The sequence below is a fragment of the Desulfurococcaceae archaeon genome (genome assembly GCA_038845865.1).
Classification (GTDB): Archaea; Thermoproteota; Thermoprotei_A; order Sulfolobales; family Desulfurococcaceae; genus UBA285.
The window spans coordinates 84672-101509 of the sequence record JAWBQJ010000003.1 but is presented as its reverse complement, the minus strand read 5'-3'; the positions used below and the strand labels follow the sequence as shown (position 1 = coordinate 101509).

General features: G+C 47.1%; 21 protein-coding genes. 5 read left to right on the top strand and 16 right to left on the bottom strand.

From position 1 onward, the window contains the following. Positions 1 to 14 precede the first annotated feature (14 nt). Positions 15 to 362: a peptidyl-tRNA hydrolase Pth2 gene (gene pth2, locus QXU03_04925; GenBank protein ID MEM2171082.1), complete on the bottom strand. Its 348-nt coding sequence runs from the start codon at positions 360 to 362 to the stop codon at positions 15 to 17. An 85-nt stretch (positions 363 to 447) separates the two neighbouring features. Here pth2 and QXU03_04920 point away from each other — a divergent pair, with 85 nt between their 5' ends. After that, complete coding sequence (locus QXU03_04920) at positions 448 to 639, top strand: zinc finger domain-containing protein (GenBank protein ID MEM2171081.1); 192 nt, start codon at positions 448 to 450, stop codon at positions 637 to 639. Between the two features lie 10 nt (positions 640 to 649). Continuing rightward, on the top strand, positions 650 to 922 hold the full coding sequence (locus QXU03_04915; protein ID MEM2171080.1) for an elongation factor 1-beta: 273 nt from the start codon (positions 650 to 652) through the stop codon (positions 920 to 922). A 218-nt stretch (positions 923 to 1140) separates the two neighbouring features. Here QXU03_04915 and QXU03_04910 read toward each other — a convergent pair whose 3' ends face one another. From QXU03_04910 to QXU03_04885, 6 genes are read right to left on the bottom strand one after another with little or no spacing between them, the layout of a single operon-like run. Next, positions 1141 to 1746, bottom strand: coding sequence for a KH domain-containing protein (locus QXU03_04910; protein ID MEM2171079.1), 606 nt, complete (start codon positions 1744 to 1746; stop codon positions 1141 to 1143). Further along, complete coding sequence (locus QXU03_04905) at positions 1719 to 2534, bottom strand: serine protein kinase RIO (protein ID MEM2171078.1); 816 nt, start codon at positions 2532 to 2534, stop codon at positions 1719 to 1721. Before QXU03_04905 ends, QXU03_04910 begins: the two co-directional genes overlap by 28 nt. Continuing rightward, the gene (locus tag QXU03_04900; protein ID MEM2171077.1) at positions 2531 to 2872 is read right to left on the bottom strand and encodes a translation initiation factor aIF-1A; all 342 of its coding nucleotides are present in this window, start codon (positions 2870 to 2872) and stop codon (positions 2531 to 2533) included. The genes QXU03_04905 and QXU03_04900 overlap by 4 nt, the downstream gene beginning before the upstream one ends. A 6-nt stretch (positions 2873 to 2878) precedes the next feature. After that, the gene (locus QXU03_04895) at positions 2879 to 3925 is read right to left on the bottom strand and encodes a 60S ribosomal export protein NMD3 (protein MEM2171076.1); all 1047 of its coding nucleotides are present in this window, start codon (positions 3923 to 3925) and stop codon (positions 2879 to 2881) included. A 2-nt stretch (positions 3926 to 3927) separates the two neighbouring features. Continuing rightward, positions 3928 to 4236 carry a DUF424 family protein gene (locus tag QXU03_04890; GenBank protein MEM2171075.1) on the bottom strand — a complete coding sequence of 103 codons (309 nt, stop codon included), beginning with the start codon at positions 4234 to 4236 and terminating at the stop codon, positions 3928 to 3930. A 10-nt stretch (positions 4237 to 4246) separates the two neighbouring features. Beyond that, positions 4247 to 4681: a translation initiation factor IF-2 subunit beta gene (locus QXU03_04885; GenBank protein ID MEM2171074.1), complete on the bottom strand. Its 435-nt coding sequence runs from the start codon at positions 4679 to 4681 to the stop codon at positions 4247 to 4249. A 75-nt stretch (positions 4682 to 4756) separates the two neighbouring features. Here QXU03_04885 and QXU03_04880 point away from each other — a divergent pair, with 75 nt between their 5' ends. Both QXU03_04880 and QXU03_04875 read left to right on the top strand, forming a co-directional pair. Beyond that, positions 4757 to 6088, top strand: a complete 1332-nt coding sequence (locus QXU03_04880) for a tRNA (N(6)-L-threonylcarbamoyladenosine(37)-C(2))-methylthiotransferase (GenBank protein ID MEM2171073.1) — start codon at positions 4757 to 4759, stop codon at positions 6086 to 6088. 142 nt (positions 6089 to 6230) lie between these two features. Then, a complete protein-coding gene (locus QXU03_04875; GenBank protein ID MEM2171072.1) occupies positions 6231 to 6896 on the top strand; it encodes an NAD-binding protein in 666 nt (221 codons plus the stop codon). Between the two features lie 70 nt (positions 6897 to 6966). Here QXU03_04875 and QXU03_04870 read toward each other — a convergent pair whose 3' ends face one another. From QXU03_04870 to QXU03_04830, 9 genes are all read right to left on the bottom strand, one after another. After that, the gene (locus tag QXU03_04870; protein ID MEM2171071.1) at positions 6967 to 7944 is read right to left on the bottom strand and encodes a fumarylacetoacetate hydrolase family protein; all 978 of its coding nucleotides are present in this window, start codon (positions 7942 to 7944) and stop codon (positions 6967 to 6969) included. 10 nt (positions 7945 to 7954) lie between these two features. Then, on the bottom strand, positions 7955 to 9037 hold the full coding sequence (locus tag QXU03_04865) for an ABC transporter ATP-binding protein (protein ID MEM2171070.1): 1083 nt from the start codon (positions 9035 to 9037) through the stop codon (positions 7955 to 7957). Positions 9038 to 9049: 12 nt separating this feature from the next. Beyond that, the gene (locus QXU03_04860) at positions 9050 to 10138 is read right to left on the bottom strand and encodes an ABC transporter ATP-binding protein (protein ID MEM2171069.1); all 1089 of its coding nucleotides are present in this window, start codon (positions 10136 to 10138) and stop codon (positions 9050 to 9052) included. Further along, a complete protein-coding gene (locus tag QXU03_04855) occupies positions 10138 to 10998 on the bottom strand; it encodes a carbohydrate ABC transporter permease (GenBank protein MEM2171068.1) in 861 nt (286 codons plus the stop codon). Before QXU03_04855 ends, QXU03_04860 begins: the two co-directional genes overlap by 1 nt. A gap of 5 nt (positions 10999 to 11003) precedes the next feature. After that, complete coding sequence (locus QXU03_04850; protein MEM2171067.1) at positions 11004 to 11891, bottom strand: sugar ABC transporter permease; 888 nt, start codon at positions 11889 to 11891, stop codon at positions 11004 to 11006. Positions 11892 to 11976: 85 nt separating this feature from the next. Next, positions 11977 to 13647 (bottom strand): extracellular solute-binding protein, encoded by a 1671-nt coding sequence (locus QXU03_04845; GenBank protein MEM2171066.1) that lies wholly within the window; start codon positions 13645 to 13647, stop codon positions 11977 to 11979. 90 nt (positions 13648 to 13737) lie between these two features. Further along, a complete protein-coding gene (locus QXU03_04840; protein MEM2171065.1) occupies positions 13738 to 14553 on the bottom strand; it encodes a twin-arginine translocase subunit TatC in 816 nt (271 codons plus the stop codon). A 67-nt stretch (positions 14554 to 14620) separates the two neighbouring features. Continuing rightward, entirely contained in the window at positions 14621 to 14890 is a 270-nt protein-coding gene (locus QXU03_04835; protein MEM2171064.1) for a twin-arginine translocase TatA/TatE family subunit, read from the bottom strand. Between the two features lie 61 nt (positions 14891 to 14951). Next, positions 14952 to 15686, bottom strand: coding sequence for an amidohydrolase family protein (locus QXU03_04830; GenBank protein ID MEM2171063.1), 735 nt, complete (start codon positions 15684 to 15686; stop codon positions 14952 to 14954). A gap of 115 nt (positions 15687 to 15801) precedes the next feature. Between QXU03_04830 and QXU03_04825 the strand changes: the two genes are divergently transcribed. Further along, positions 15802 to 16833 carry an alcohol dehydrogenase catalytic domain-containing protein gene (locus QXU03_04825; GenBank protein MEM2171062.1) on the top strand — a complete coding sequence of 344 codons (1032 nt, stop codon included), beginning with the start codon at positions 15802 to 15804 and terminating at the stop codon, positions 16831 to 16833. Positions 16834 to 16838 lie beyond the last annotated feature (5 nt).

Here is a 16838-nt window from a genome sequence, read left to right as displayed (position 1 = left end):
CATGTTTCTGCACTTTAAAGAGTCTTCAAGTGGCCGGTGATCTTATCAATTCTCTCCTCGGGTGCTGGGCCTATTGCTACGGCCGTTACCGTTCCGGGAGGAAGCTCTGTAAGGCCTGCATCAGCAATTAGCGCGGCTGGCAAGCCCGAATTCAGGGCCTTCTCGTATAGCTCTAAAAGCTCTTTCTCGTTGGATACCTTTAAGACGACTTTTCTCTGACCGCTATTCCACCACTCGTTAAACCAGTCTACACACCTATTGAGCGCTTCAATGGCTGCGGATACGGCCGCATGCGCTACTTGGACTGAAAGTTTGCCTTTGCTCATGTTAAGATCTGTCCTGACTATAATAACTTGCTTCAACTAGTTCACCATTGAGTGTAGAAGTGTTTATAAGCTCTTAAACGCATGAAAAAGCCAAGTAAGTATTAGTGCGGGGGTGTTTATAGTGAGCGGGGAAGCAAAAGAAATTGTTGCTACAGCAATCTGCACTAGTTGTAAAAAGCCCCTCATACCGGGGGAATATGGTGCGGAGTTCCCATGCCCGAACTGCGGTAAGGGTGTAATCAGAAGGTGTAAGAGGTGCCGTAAACTGGCAGTCGAGTATATTTGCCCGAACTGTGGTTTCAGAGGTCCTTGAGGTGGTGCAAGTGGCTAGAGTAGCCGTTGTATTAAAGATACTGCCCGAAGACGTGTCCGTGGATCTCGAAAATATAGTAGCTGAGATAAAGCGGAGACTACCGGCAGAGTACGGCCTTGAGGCCTGGGACGAAGAACCTATAGCTTTTGGTTTAAAGGCGCTCAGGGTCCTCGTAACTATGCCCGAAGAAAGTGAAGGAGGTACAGAACCCCTTGAACAGCTCATCAGCCAGGTACCTGGCGTTAGCCAGGTAGAAGTAGTAGTTGTCCACAGAGTTTTCTAGAATAGACGTTGCGTTGAGTGTCTATTTAATTTAAGCCCTGTCAAGGGGCTAGAAGCAGGAGCACTTGGAACCCTCTTAATGCGGGCCTTTTCAACACGTTTTCAGCGCATTAACCCGGGTTCTCTCTTCATCGGGTTCCATGTACATTTGAAAACTACGTCCTTTATAAGTAGACCTCGTGAAAGGGTGAGCTGAAGTACATTGTGCTCTTAGTGCTCTTAAAGCTCTTTACGTCTCCACAACTCTGTCATTCTCCTCCTTCTCAGCGAAAACATCTCGCGATCTACGTATTTATATACCGTTGAATGCATCCTGCCCTCTATTAACATTTCAACTGCACGTTTAACTATGCTGGCAGTTTCGTAGTCGCCTATTATGGCGACATAAGGCTCGTAAACCGATATATACGTACCGGTAAGTTCTTCGAGTATCCTCCGCGTCTTTCCCTCCTCGCCTATTATTCTACCGAGTACTCTCCTCAGATGATTGGGCTTGTTGCTGACGTACTGCCTCACGTCGACGACTTCCAGTATCTGGTCGTCCTCCAGCAACCTGAAAGCCCTCTCTGGGCTGAAGCCGTAGCCTACTGCCCGGACAACGTTCTGCGCTTTAATAAGCTCTAACGCAGTGGTGTTCGGGAATGCGGGTTCTATTATTACGGCCCCGGTGCCGGGGTCGATCGATACGATGGTCTTAGTTTTTTCTTCAATTTCCCTTTTAACAGCCCCATTACTGCCAAGTAGAACTCCTATACGCTCCACGGGAATTTTTTCATAGATTCTTGTTACACCCATTATTAAGCGGCCTTTTTCCTCTCCAGACACGGAATCACCTTGTTTAGGATTGCCTGTAAATCCCCAACTTCAAGTTTAGCTTCTTTGGTAAAAAACCTATAAATGTTCTCCACGTCTCGTTTTAGGAATTCAAACGCACTAGGGTGATTTATGTCGATTGCCTGGCTCACGTCGATTATCGCTATGTCCAGGTTGGGTTTCACCATAATGTTGTACTCCGAAAGATCGCCGTGTACCAGCTTTGCACTGCAAGTTATTTTTTCCACCTCCGCCACGACCAGCTTATATATCGAGTACAGTTCTTCTTCTGTAAGCTCCTTGAAGACTTCTATAAGTAACGGGTAGCGTACACGGTTCTCTCCGAGAAACTCCATCACGAGGACGTTGTTTAGGCAGGCTATGGGTTTTGGGACCTTGACGCCCGCTTCGTGCATTCTCGTGAGGTTTCTATACTCTTTACGGGCCCAGGCAAGTATTAAAGACCTCAAGCTCCTGGACTTTAGTTGTTCGAACCTGGGATCACCTATGATGTACTTGCGTATGCTTTTTCTAAACTCCGCCGTAGTAGTTAGGAATATCTTAATGGCTACGGTGTTACCTAACTTATCGTAGCCTAAGTATACCCGAGACTCCTTGCCTGAGCTTATAACTCCATTTATTTTCCTAAGCACGCCCCTCCTGTGTAGTTCGATAATAGTCATCAGGGTAAAGCTGTCAAAAACCTCATCCACTACTTCGAAGAGGTCCCTGTCCTTAATTCGTTCTTCCCAATACTTCGTCTTCTCCTTAATCAACCGGTCTATTTCATCTAGCCTCATACCAGTCCACTAATGGCGTTAATGAACTCTCTCGGCACAACTCCCTGCTCGACTAGTTTGTTGATTTCACCTTTACTGTACTTGTGTATTACGTCGCCCTTATCTGAACCTGGACTCCACAAACCCAGGAGTACTATGTCTCCTTCCATGATCCACACTTTTTTACGGAATTTTCCGGGTATCCTGGCCTTCCTGTCAAGCCCGTCTAAACACTTAACTAGTATGTAATCTCCCCCGAGGTGCTTGATCACCCCACATATAATCGTTGCTTCCTGGGGGTTCGGTAACGGTATTTCGGATGGTTTTTCTTCAACGGGTTCTTTCTTCTTTTTCAACAAATCACCCTAAGACCTTGGCGTAAACGTTTCAAGCCCATCTACCTTGACCAAGTTTACTGTATCACCTGGTTTTAGGTTTTTAAGCCACCCCTTTAGCTTAACCCGCTTAACGTCACCTGTTGACGTGTTTTCGAGCAGTGCCATGTCCCCATTAATGTCCTTTACGGTGTAAACCTCTCTCTCTATTCTACTAGCGGGCTTAAGAAGACCTCTCCAGTACTCTTTAATATCGATTTCCTCGTACAAGTCGGTGGACGGAAACCATAAAATGAGCTTGCCAGGGTTCATGAACTTGACTAGCCCTATTCTACCTCTATACGTAACTATGCCATTCTCGCTGAAGACGGGTATCCTAGCAACGTACGTTGTCACGCCGATCCACCTACCTTGATGCGCATCGTACCTCGTAGCTCTAAATGAGGTGTTTATGCGTGCAGCGTACTTCTTATGAAGAACATCAAGTATTTTCTTAACGGTGGAAATGTCGTCGAGCTCTAAGTCAACTCCTTCGGGGACCTCTCTCGCGTTTATTAGCCCGTCGCGATCGACATGTGCGAGAACAGCGGAGAGGACCCCTCTCAGTAGTTCGCCGGGTAGGTCTTTCTCGGTAAACCTGATCTGAACTAGGTAGTTGTACTTGCCAGTAGACCTTGCAACGCAGCGCGGGCACTGCTTACGCGAAATTCTAGCCGTCAGCTCGTGGTCTAAACTCAATGACCTGCCGTTAACGAGTACGTTTAATACTACGTTAAATTTCACAGTATTAAAGCTCACGTATTCCAAGTTACTTACGCGTAGCGCTTGCAATTCGGCGTCCTTAACCAGGTACTTTCTAAGCTCGTGCCTCGTCACGCTCTCCAAGATCTCGCTTTCTGGTAGTGGCAAATTCCACTCGCCTTGATAAAGCCAAGAACCGCACTTGGGACACACCGTTAACTTTATCTCGGGTACACGCTCCAGGAGACCGATGTTACGGGTAAAGCAATCAATGCAGTAGCCCCTTATTAGCTCCTCTTTCGGGACTCTTTTACCGCACTTCACGCAAAACCACATGCTCAGAACCTAGTAAAGAAGGCTATTAATACGCCGTTGACGTTTAACACTGCATCATTGTGCACTAACCTTGCTTGAATAGCGGCCTCCACGACGTCCTTACCGACGAGGTTTGCGCTACTCGCTTTACTGAGTATTTCGAGGAAGGCATTTATGTCTTTAAGCTCGCCCCCGAAGAAAGCAGGGTCTACGTAAAGGTGTATTTTTCTAGAAGGGTCCTTTACAACGGAGCCTAGAAGCTCCTTGTCACACGCAGCAACAATGATCTCGGGCCCGACCACGTGGACCTTTACGTACACTTCCCTGGACATTCCAACCACTTTAAAATGCCTGAAAGGTTGTCTCGGCGCCGCAGGCCTCGCACTTTAACGTGAAGATCTTTCCCCTCTTAGCCAGTTTCGTGTGGAAAGACCCGCACGTAGCGCACTTCACGTATTTTTGGGTGAACCTCTCCAGTAGCTGGTTTATTGCGATCGCGCTGAATTTTCCGCGAAGCTCCAGTTGCCCGGCCTCATTAACGGATCCGGGCACGTTGAGCTCCTTCATGAAGTACCTCTTTAGCAACTCTTCTTCTCTGTTCAGCAATTGTGCAATATCCCTAAAATTCTGTATTATTGTCTTGCCACCAATAACTAGTACGCTAGCCTTGGGTACTTCAAACACCTCTCCGCTACCGCGCCTACCTGCGAGCCTTATAAATGCCCTTTCCAGTAGCTCTTCGTACGTGTAGTCGTGTATTTTCTTCAACGAGGTCACTCTCGACGTAGCCTACCTGAATCTTAAGGTAAATAGGGACTATTATATAAGACACAGCTAGGTTAATCGGTATGCGTGCTTCAAGGGCTTACCACGATGCCATTAAAAGTTTACATCGAGACTTACGGATGCGCGCTTAATAAGAGTGACGAGGCTTTGATGATCAACAGCTTGGAGAGTAGAGGGCATAAACTAGTTAGCACTCCTGACGAGGCAGATGCAATCATAATCAATACCTGTACTGTAAGGCTCGACACGGAGTACAAGATGCTAAGTAGAATTAAACAGCTAAGAGGGCTTTGCGTCAAGAGTGGCAAGAAGCTAGTTGTGGCCGGGTGCATGGCCAAGATACAGCCATATACAATTAGCTTAATAGCGCCCGAGGCCTCGCTCATTTCGCCGCAGAATTCCGATAAAGCTTACATGGCCGTTGAAGCCCGTGATAGGGTTTTACTGCTGGAAGGTAGACGCACGCGGGACCTTATTGGGGTGTGTGGTGGCAGAAGCGTAGTTCCCATACCCGTGCAGGAAGGTTGTCTAAGCAACTGTAACTTTTGTATAGCAAGGCACGCGAGAAGGGAGCTGATTAGTCATAGCATTGAAGCCGTTTTTTCAGCTGTTAAAAAGGCCGTTGAAAGCGGGGCAGTCGAAATAGAGCTCACGGGCATGGACCTCGGCGTGTACGGAATCGACTTGTATAGAAAAAGGGCGTTACCGGAATTACTAAGAAGAATTGTAGAGGGGCTGGAAGGCAACTACATGATCAGGATAGGGATGATAAACCCGGAGCACTTGAAGTACATGCTAGATGAACTGGTAGACGTTGTTAAAAACTCCGAGAATCTATTTAAGTTCCTCCACATACCGTTGCAGTCTGGCAGTGACAGGATCTTAAGGTTAATGGGTAGGAAGTACACCGTGGACGAGTACAGGAGTATTGTGAAGGAAATAAAGAAGAAAATCCCTGGTGTAAGCATAGCCACGGACATCATCGTGGGGTATCCGGGCGAGGACGAGGAGGACTTCGAAGAAACTCTAAAAGTGATGCGGGAACTCGAATTTGAACGCGTACACCTAGCCGGTTACAGCATTAGGCCGTTCACGCTAGCAGCATCAATGCCTCAAATAAACACGAATATCAAAAAGGAAAGGCTCCGAAAGGCCCTCGAAGTCGTTGTGGATGTTGGGCTAAGGGTCAGAAAAGGATACCTCTACAAGCTAGTAAAGGGCTTCATCACGGAAAAGACGAATACGTGGATCGCGAGACTCGACAATTATATCCCGGTGGTGATCAAGAAAAGCTATTGCGGGAAGCTCGACTACGGAATGTGGATTCAGGTATACGTTGATGAAATAACATTTTTCGACCTACGGGGATACGTCACGTGGTCCGGGGATCCACCTTAACGCGTATAGGTTTCCCGGTGAACTGTGGTAACGGCTTACTACTCGTAGTTTCAACGTACTCTGAGCGCTCGCCTCGTTTCCACTTACTTGCATATATTTTACCTGGTCTTTCAATATAATCGGTATACTGATGGTGACACCGTTGGCTAAATTAAAGCTCTTAATAGCTGGTGGTGGCTCAACTGCCGAGATCTTGTTGAGAGATCCCTCGATCAGAGAGCTAGTTGAGGAGGTCATAGTGATAGAGAACGACCCTGGACGCAGGTATGTGCTTGAAAGACTGGGAGACGTTTACGTAATAGAAGGGGACGCCGCTGACACCTCAATATACGGTAATATAAACCTCCGCGAAATAACGATAGTTATCGCCTCAACGAGCAAGGATGAAGTGAACTTTTTGGTACTTGCCATTGCAAAGTTACATAACGTACCCATTAGGATAGGTATTTTCAGGGACGAAAATGTAGCGGGGGTCGTGAGCAACCTTAAGCTAGGTATACCGGTGGTTAAACCCGCTATAACAGCCGGTGTGGTAAAACAAATAGTTTCGTCCATAACTACCGCGAAGAAGTACGTCGATTTACCGGTAGCGGAGTACAAGCTCTACGCGGTTACAGTGAAAGAGGAGGACCTGGCTACTAACATGAAAATAGAAGAACTCAACCTGCAGGAAGAGGGCGCGTACCCCATCATGATCTTTAACGGGAAAGAGCTTGTACCCGCAACTCCCGATACCACATTACACCCAGGAAGCACGTTATTCGTCATGGCGCAGAACGATAATTTCATGAGGAAGATTAAAGGCTAATGGGAAAGAACGAGGTAGGCGCTCATAATCGTAAACAGTTATGGATCCTTGAAGGACTTTCCTAGATTTGCTATTTAACGTAGTTCACTAACGAGCCTATATGTTCTATCTCGGCCTCTATAACATCTCCCGGTTGCAACCCTTGAGGCGGCCCAGCCGGGGGGCTCCCCAGGGAGATCACATCACCGGGTTCAAGGGTCATTATTTCGCTAAGGAACTCTATTATTTCCTCTATTTTGTAAACCATGTTCTTCGTGTTCGACTCGCCTTCTACGATTCCATTGCGTTTTCGCGCCATTTTCAAGTTGTATACGTTAATCCCCTTCTCGCGTATTTCATCCATTGTCACTATCCACGGTCCCATCGGTGAGAACGTGTCAAATGCCTTGGCCCTTTGTTGGTATAGCACGAACCCAGGTTGTATCATCTCTATATCGTGTGCTGTTATATCGCTGAAAATAGTAAAGCCGTATACGTAGTTAAACGCCTTCTCCTTCTCCACGTTTTTAGCCCTCTTGCCGATTATAATCGCTAACTCGTATTCGTGAAATACGATGCGTGAAGCGGTCCCCGGCCACTTCCCACCTCTGGGTATTATGACGACGTCCTTGTGGCCGATCAAGGTATTTGATGGCTTGAAGAAGAACAGGGGTACTTCAGGTTTTGGGTATTTAAGCATTATTCTATACTCTTCGAAGTTCTGCCCAATGCCTATTACCTTGAGGGGGTCAAATACCGGCGGGAGGAATTTAACTTCGTCAACGTATTTTATGAGCCCTTCCTTCACCAGCTCCTGATCATCCATGTTGAGCCCCTTAACGGCATTGTTTACTAGTTCTCTTAGAAAGGAGATCCTTTGAATGACTAAGCGGCTTCCCCCATCAAGGACTGACCTTACAAATGAACGTGAATTTTCTCGCGTAAAGTCGTATTTTTCCACTAGCACGACTTCTAAGAGCTTCTGGAGGTCTACTATCTTACCCTCTCCGGCGAGGAGCCCATACCGTGGTTCAAGGCTGGGCCAAACCATGTAAGTTACCAGTCTCAATGCATCACACCTACGTGAGGAGCTTTAAAGTCTGGGCATCGTAAAGCCTTATCTTATCGGGCTTGAACAGTAAGTATAGTTGCTGGCCTGCCGTCACGTTAAGGCTTTTATCAACTACCACTCTAAAATTGACTCCGTTAACCTCCAACGCGATAAGCTGGTTTCTGCCCATGTAGTTCACAGTGATCACCTTTCCCTTTAAGGCGCTAGTTCCGCCAGCACTGCTTATGGCTATGTCCTGCGGCCTGATCGCAACGATGACGTCCCTACCTGGTTCGCAGTCGCGCGGCCCCGGTATGACGTTCAATTTTAAACCATTCAGTGAGACCACTGCTTCCCCATCCATACAAGCGTATAGTACACCCCTTGAAACGTTCAGAGCCGGGATTGATATATACTCGTCGACTTCCAAGTCGGTAGGCCTCCTGAGCAGTTCAAGCGGGTCGGAAAGCTGTTTTTGAACTCCATTGAGTAAGACCATTACCTTGTTTCCCACCGAGAGAGCCTCTAGTGGGTCGTGTGTCGCGTAAATCACGGTTATTCCTATTCTTTTGTGAAGTCCTTTTATCCAGCCGATCATGGCTTCTCTTATTTTCGCGTCAAGGGTTTTGAAGGGCTCATCTAGTAGTAGTAACTTGGGTTCTGTAATTAGCGCTCTGGCTATAGCCACTCTTTGGTATTCTCCACCACTATAAGTGTGCGGTTTCCTATCTAAGATGTGCTTTATTCCCAGCAAATCTGCAACGGCGTGTACCCTACTCTTGATCTCTTCTTCGTCAAGCTTTTTCAGCCTTAACGGGAATGCTATGTTCTCAAACCCCGTTCTATCGGGGTATACTGGAGGGATCTCGAACACCATCGAAAAGCCTCTCTCGTGAGGAGGAACGTGGGTTATGTCCTTTCCCTCCAGGTAGATCTTTCCCGTCGTCGGGGGCACCAGTCCCGCCACGATTTTAAGTAAAGTTGTTTTGCCTGATCCCGGCGACCCGGTTATTGCCAGCACTTCGCCTTTATTAAGCGATGCATTTACACTGCGTAGAACAAGCTTGTCGCCAATCTTCTTGCTGATGTTCTCAATGAACAGGTAACCCACGGGCGGCACCCCTCATAGAATTCTGTTCCCGGTTTTCTTGTCGAATACGAACAGCTTAAATGGATTGATCTTGATATTTACAGGGCCTCCCTCCTGATAGCTCGCAAAAAGATCTCCGAAAACCCTTATTTTCATGTTATCTACGTCAACGTGTATTACTTTCCTATCTTCCGAGATCTCCACTATATCTATTGTCCCCTTAACGGTTCCATCTGTAGCGATTTCCGCGTCTTCGGGCCTAAATCCTACTATCACCTCTAGCCCGGATAGGTCCTTCAACCGGCTTACGTCAATGTTGGTTGCTAGTACATGGGTTCTCGTGTCGGTTTTGAACACTAACTCCCTATCGCTTACTTCTAGTACGCCTTCGAGAAGGTTAATGGTTGGACTACCTACAAACGTCGCGACGAATAGGTTAATGGGGTTATCGTAGACCTCGCCTGGCGAGCCTATCTGTACTATTTTACCCTTCCTCATAATAGCTACTCTGTCTGATATCATCAAGGCCTCAAGCTGGTCATGGGTAACGAAGATTACCGTTAGTTCAAGGTCTTTTAAGAGCTTTTTGAGCTCCCTCCTCATTTTTTCTTTTATCTTAGCATCCGCTAATGTAAGTGGCTCATCTAGTAGGAGAACCTTGGGTTTTACCACGAGACATCTCGCTATGGCCACTCTCTGCTGCTCGCTTAGTCCAAGCTTGCCGCCTTTGAAAGAAAGGTAATTAGTCAGGTCGAGCAGATCAGCAACTTCTTTTACTTTCTCATATATTTCGGCTTTGGGTATTTTCCTATTTGTTAAACCGAACGCGATGTTGTCGTATACACTCATGTGTGGGAAGACCGCATATTCCTGGAACACTAGGCAAACCTCTCTTTCCCTGGCGGGCCTGCCCGTTACGTCTACCCCGTCTATGTAGACCCTTCCTTCATCGGGTTTTTCTAACCCTGCAATAATTCTCAGTGTCGTTGTTTTTCCACAACCGCTTGGGCCGAGAAGGCTAAACAGCTCTCCTTTGTAAACTTCAAAGGACACTTTATCGACGGCCACCACGTTTTCGAATCTCTTAGTAACGTTTTCCACCTTGACCATGACGTTCCTCATCACGCTCTCACCAGCCCGAAAGTAAAACCAGTTATGAGGTGCTTCTGTATCATATAACCTATAATCACGGGGATTATTGAACCTAGTAAAGCGGCAGCGGCTTGAACGCCCCAGAGAGCCCCCACCGCTGTAACGTATTTACTCACTTGAACCGGTAACGTAACGGCCTTAACGCTGGTTAAGACGAGGGCGAAGAGTAGCTCTGTCCATGCCATTAAGAATATAAACAACCCTGAAACAACCAGTCCTGGCCTTATCAACGGAATAACCACCTTCCACAGTACCTCGGTTGGTTTTGCACCTTCTAGTAATGCAGCCTCTTCCCATTCAATTGGTAACGCGTCAATGTATCCTTTCAGGATCCATATGGCATAGGTCACCGTTGTCGCGGAGTACAGCAGGATCAAACCCGCTAGGTTATCAAGTAGGTGTAGCGTGGTAAAGTATACCATGAGAGGGGTTAGAAACGTAGCGGGGGGCAGCATTCTCGTCATTAATGTGAAGAAGAGCGTGAATGGGCCTGGCGTATTGTAACGGCTAGCACCGTACGCGGTGAAGAAGCCTATAATAACAGCGATGACCGTGGCAACTGCTGCGACTATGAGGCTGTTAGCCAGCGGGCCTGCAATCGGTTCTAATATGGCTGTATACGCTATGAACACCGCCACGGATTGGGGAGAGAAGAGCGTTAAATAGTTTTCAATTGTGGGTTTTCTAGGGAGTAGGGATGGAGTTCTCCATTCCACATACGGCTTGAAGGATAGCGATACTATCCACATTACCGGTATAACGGTCCAGACCACGAAGATCAGTAGAATGCAGATCATTACTATTTTTGATAAAGTGGATGACGCGCCCACGCCCATCACCTCCTCTCGAGAAGGAATTTAATCGCAATTCGTGAAACGGCGAATATTATTGCTAGCACGATCAACGACACCGCAGCCGCGTAGGATATGTCAGAGTACATGATCGCCAGCCTGTAAATGTATAGTGAGATGCTTTCAGTAGCCGTGCCGGGACCTCCACCCGTCATGACGTATATGTAATCGAATACCTTAAATGCCTCCAGGCAGCGTAATATAATCGCTATTGTTATCAGTTGCTTGATTAATGGTAGTCTAATTTTCCAAAAAATCTTCCACTCACTAGCGCCGAGAACCTCGGCGGCTTCAACCAGCCTTTTCGGGACTGCGGAGAGCCCTGAATATAGAATTAAAAACATGAATGGTGTCCACTGCCATATCTCAGCTATTATTATCGTTATGAAGGCGAGGTTTCGATCAAGGAACCAGTAGATGTCGAGCGCTTTTTCACCAACTAGGTATTTTAAGAAGATGTTGTTAACGGGTCCGTATGGTTGGAAGAATAGGTAGAATACGGTGGCAACAACGACCGGTGGTAACATTAATGGATAAATTAACAGGGAAACTGTGTATTTTTTACCTACGAATTCCCTTTGCATGAAATACGCCAGCGTTAATCCAAGAACGAATTCCAGCGGCACTGATACTGCAACAAATAGTGCAGTCCTACCTAGTGCGCTTAGAAATCTTGCATCAGAAACCGCCCTAGCGAAGTTCTGTAAACCGTAAAACGGTGCTTCCCACCAGTTCATGCCCATTAGTGGTGACCACTTCAAGAAGGCCAAGTATATCATTATAATGAACGGAACTATTAGTACACCGTTCAGTAGCAAGTTGAGCGGCAACGATGACAGTACTTTAATTGATTTAGGCGGGTTCTCGGGCAATAAGCATCACCTATACTTTCTTCTAAGGAAGAAGACGAAAGATAAGTAAAAAAATGCAAATAAAACTTGTTTTATGGGAAATGCGCTATTTTATATACCCCTTAGCTTTCCACGCTTGTTGAACGGGGTCTGGGAATAGTTTGGCTAATGCCCTCCACGCTTCGAGCTGCTCGGATACCCCATACCTCTTCGTTATGGAGTCCCATTCTGCCGCGACACTGCTTAACGCGGTCTCAGGATCCATCGTGCCCGATACAACGGCGTTCACAGCCGTTGTCAGCTTCCCTGCGTATTCAGGTCCTCCTCTAATGATGAAATCTGGGTACGATATCTTCAGCGCCTCCATGTAGGCGTCAACGAATTCCTCTCCATATCCTTGTATGGACTTACCCCTGTAAGCCGGGTCGGTGAACCAGCATAGGCGGAAGAGGTCTAAGATCACGCCACTCAGTATAACCTCTAAGCCGATGTCGGGGGCTGTCATGAACTGAAGGAACAGGTATGCTGCCTCCGGGTATTTTCCGTAGCTATTGACTATTCCAACCCAGTTAACGGGGTTTGGTGCAGCGCGCACGATCGTCGGCTTCCCGCCAATTTCCAGTCTTACACCAGGCATTAGTGCGGTCCCCGTCTTGTCCCTTACCACGGAGTCTGGTGATGATATGGCCATCTTGGTTAGCGACGGCCACGCCGCGGTGAGCACGCTCTCTCCCTTTATGAACTTGTCATACAGGTCTGCCCACGAGGCCGAAATAGCTTCGGGTGGCATGTACGGCTTAAGCTTTAACAGTATGTCGAATGCGTACCTCCCCTCGGGAGAGTCTATTTTAGGATCCATTGTTTCGAGGTCGAAGTATATTCCACCGGCTTCTAGGAATATGTTAGTGAACGTGATGTAGGCTGCAAATGCCGGCTCTACGTAGAAGTATGCTCCCCACACTCTTCCGCCGGAAGGCGACGTTAAGCGCTTTTCTGTGAAGAACCTTGCTATGTCAATTACCTCCTCCCACGTGTCAGGAACCTTTAAGTCGTATCCGTAAATCGATCTGAACTCCTCCTTGTACTTCGGATCATTTATTAAGTCCTTCCTATACGTTAAGGTAAATACGTCCGAGTCTAGGGTTAAAGCATATCTCCGTCCTTTGTAGAGAGTAGTGTATGAACCAAGTGGTTCGATGGGTGCGCAAGCGCCCACGTAGCCTGGATCGTACTTATTGAAATACTCCGTTATGTCTTTTGCGAGGCCCGCCTCTACGGTATCACCCAGCCACGTGCTAAATATTGTTATAATGTCGTATTGTCCGGTCTTCGTCACGGCCTCGCTCATAGACTTAGAGTAGACATCCGGCTCCGTGCCCATGGTAACTAACTCGACCTTGATTTCTGGAACGTATTTACTCCAAAGTTCAATCGCCTTTTCAAGCTGTGCTTTGGATCCAGACACGTGCAGGATTCTAAGAGTTGCGCCTCTGGGAACAACACCACGCTCTATTAGGTCTTTAACTCCATTAATGGCCCTTACAGCTACTTCACTTAGTCCAGGGATGGGGGTTGTTGGTGTTGGTGTAGGAGTGCCCGTGGCGGTGACGGTACGCGTTACGGTAACGGTTCTCTCTATGGCTTTTTCAACGACCTCAGCGGGCTTAGTTAAGTACCCTATAGCGTAGCCTATTCCGATCGCCACGATAGCCGTTCCAATAGTAGTTATGAACTGTCTTCTCGAAGGATCGAACTTTTTATCCTTCTCATTACCCAATTCTATCCCCAATAATGTAGAATAACTCGGAGTAGTAGAATATGCTAATCTGCTAATAAATGTATTTTAAAACAAGTTTTATTGAAGACATCACTGCCTACAGCAACTTCTACCCTTCTCGCTCGCCTTCCTCTTAGCTAGTTGAATGACTATTTCGAAGAGTACTATGATGGGGATAGCTAGTATTGCGCTACCCATGGATCCGCCGTCAGGAGTTATTATTGCTGCTATAACGTATATAGCTACATAGATTGGTGCCCTGTACTTGATGAAGGGCTCGACCGGGATCAGCCCTACGGATATAAGTACGTATATGATAAACGGGGTCACCATGAATATTCCTGAGAAAACTACCGTAGATAGAATAAATGCTATGAAGTCCATGTAGCTCACCATTGGTTGTATGTTAAACCACGACATGATTGCTAGGAAAGCTCGCAAAATAATGGGAACTAGTATGAAGTATCCGAAAAGACATCCTCCCATAAAGCTCCCCACGATCGGCACGAATGCTTTTTTAAACGCCTTTTTCTCGTGCTCATATAATCCTGGCTCGATAAACCTCCATATCTCGAATAGGAGCACGGGAATCGCTACGAGCAATGAAAGTACGAAAGCGGAGAGGAACCAGAGCTCAAACCCAACATTTAGGCGCTCCGCGATGAACACTACCCGTGCGTTTGATAAAAGTGAAGATTGCAAGACGTAGTTAGACACCCTCTCAACTATAAAGACCGCCAGAGGGACGTATTCTCCCGAGAGAAATGTTTCTAAATTTAAAACAGATGCGGGAAAAGATATGAACAGTAAGATCGATACGAACCAAGTAACGAAAACTCTCCGAAGCCTCTTCGTGAGCTCCTTAATGTGCCTTTCATAGTACTTGAGAAGGGATTCTTCAGCCAAAGTATCGCCTAAGATACGCAGTAATACATTCCTAGTCTACTCGAACTATTAATTACTTTACCGCGTATTACGTTCCTTTACGGGATTTACCAGCCACTTTTTTAATTTCGTCTAGGATTTCATCCATCGATTTTCCCTTCGTGTCGATCCCCAGTTCCCGCGCTAGGGCAATGATTTTCTCTTCATCTTTTTCAGCCTCTTCCCCCTTAGCTGCTTTCTCGTATTCACGTCTAGCCCTGCCTATGGCCCTGGCTAGCTCGGGAATCTTCGAGGGGCCGAAAATGAGTAGCGCGATGATAAGTATCACTATCACTATCCACTCAGTCCCGGATATCATAGAGATACCCTTTTTCAACTGTGCTCTGCTCGCCTAAAATACTTTGTTGTGCGCTGTACTGTTATACCGGTAAGTTGAATACTTTCTTAGCGTTTAAATACAGTAGCTTTTCCTTGATACTCTCTGGTAGCCTTAATCCCTCCAGTTTAGCGTACTCCACTGGGATGTTTTCCACGAGGTCTGTCCCGAATAGGACCTTATCAGGAACCACGCTAGTAAACGCGGCTATGTCGAACACGTGGTTCCATGATAATTCTAGGTAGACGTTATCGTACTTCTTAGCCATAAATAGAGCCCCATTTGCATATATACCGAAACCTGCATGTGCTAGGATGATCTTCACGTCCGGGTATTCTTCGGCCTTGCTGGCCGCTAACATCGGGTCTGAGAAGGGCCCCGGCCCCGTATGTATCATTACCGGTACCTTGTACTTGCCTGCAATCTTGAACAGCATGTCAGCTCTAGGGTTCGTAGGCGAGATAGCGTGTCCCGCGGTGTGTAGCTTCACTCCTACGAATCCGAGCTCGCCGAGAGCTCTTCCGAGCTCTCTTCTAACGAGTTCCTCGTCGAGAAACGGGTTCATACTAGCTAATCCAAAGATCCTTCCTTTAAATTTCTGGCTTAAGTTATATATCTCGTTGTGGGTTGAAATGGGATCCGGTGAGCCGGGAAACGGCTGGACGATCGCTGCTACGACGTTGTACCGATTTAGGTAGTCTATAATGTCCTGCTCCGTTACCCGTAACCCAAAAATACGACAAGGACCGAGATGCACATGCGTGTCTACTACTTTCAAGGTGTCACCTATTTATGTATTGCATCACTAGTATTAATTTAAATGAGTATTCGAACCAGTTCTATATCCAAATTAAATCCTTGTAACTGGTTATTACAAAGTGAAAGGTGGTGTGATGGTAAGGGGTAGAGTAGCTTTTTTCGTTAAGCCGAAAGAACCTCTTGTTATAAAGGAAGTAGAGTTCCCTGAGCCTAAATACGATGAAGTATTAATTAAGGTGAAGGCGGTAGGGGTCTGTCACACCGATCTTGCAACAATCGACGGGGAATTCCCCCCTCCACCATTAATGCCTACTGTGCTGGGACACGAAATCGCGGGAGAGATCGTAAGTACCGGTGAGGGGGTTAGAACAGCCAAGCCAGGTGACCGCGTGGTTTTGTCGTGGCTGTGGTACACGTGTGGAAAGTGCAAATACTGCACTCGAGGGGATGAACAGCTATGTGATAACCTAGTCGAGACGGGAAGGCATGTATACGGCGGTTACGCCGAGTACGTTGTCGCGAAGGCTTCACATGTCCTTCCGATACCCGAAAACGTCCCCTGGGAATACGCTCCAGCTGCAACGGACGCTATAGCGACCCCCTTCAAAGGCCTGAGAGTAGCAGGCGCGAAGGAGGGCGACGTCGTCGCCGTATGGGGCATCGGATCTCTAGGGTTCAATGCGATACAAGTAGCGAAAGCTAAGGGTTGCACGGTAATAGGGCTTGGTAGAAGCGAGGTAAAGCTGAAGAAAGCACTGGAAGTAGGAGCCGACCACGTTGTGAATACGAGTAAAGAAGACCCGGTTAAGAGGATCCTCGAGTTAACGGGGGGAGTGGACGTCGCGTTGCAGTTAGTGCCTACGGATATTAAAACGTATGAACAAGCATTTTACTCTCTACGAAAGGGTGGAAAACTCGTACTGCTAGGTTACCCCCCGGGTAACCTCTGTCTACCGGTAATCGAGTGGGGTCTCACGGAGAGGTGGGTTATCGCGTCCCTGGCTTTCACTAGGTATGACATATCCGAGAGCCTTAGGCTACTATCACAGGGAAAAGTAAAGCCGGTAATAACAGTGTACAGGGGGGGACTAGATAGAATACACGAAGCATTAGACGATTTAAGAAAAGGTAAGGCTTTAGGCAGGCCGGTTATACTGTTCGATTAGCCCAT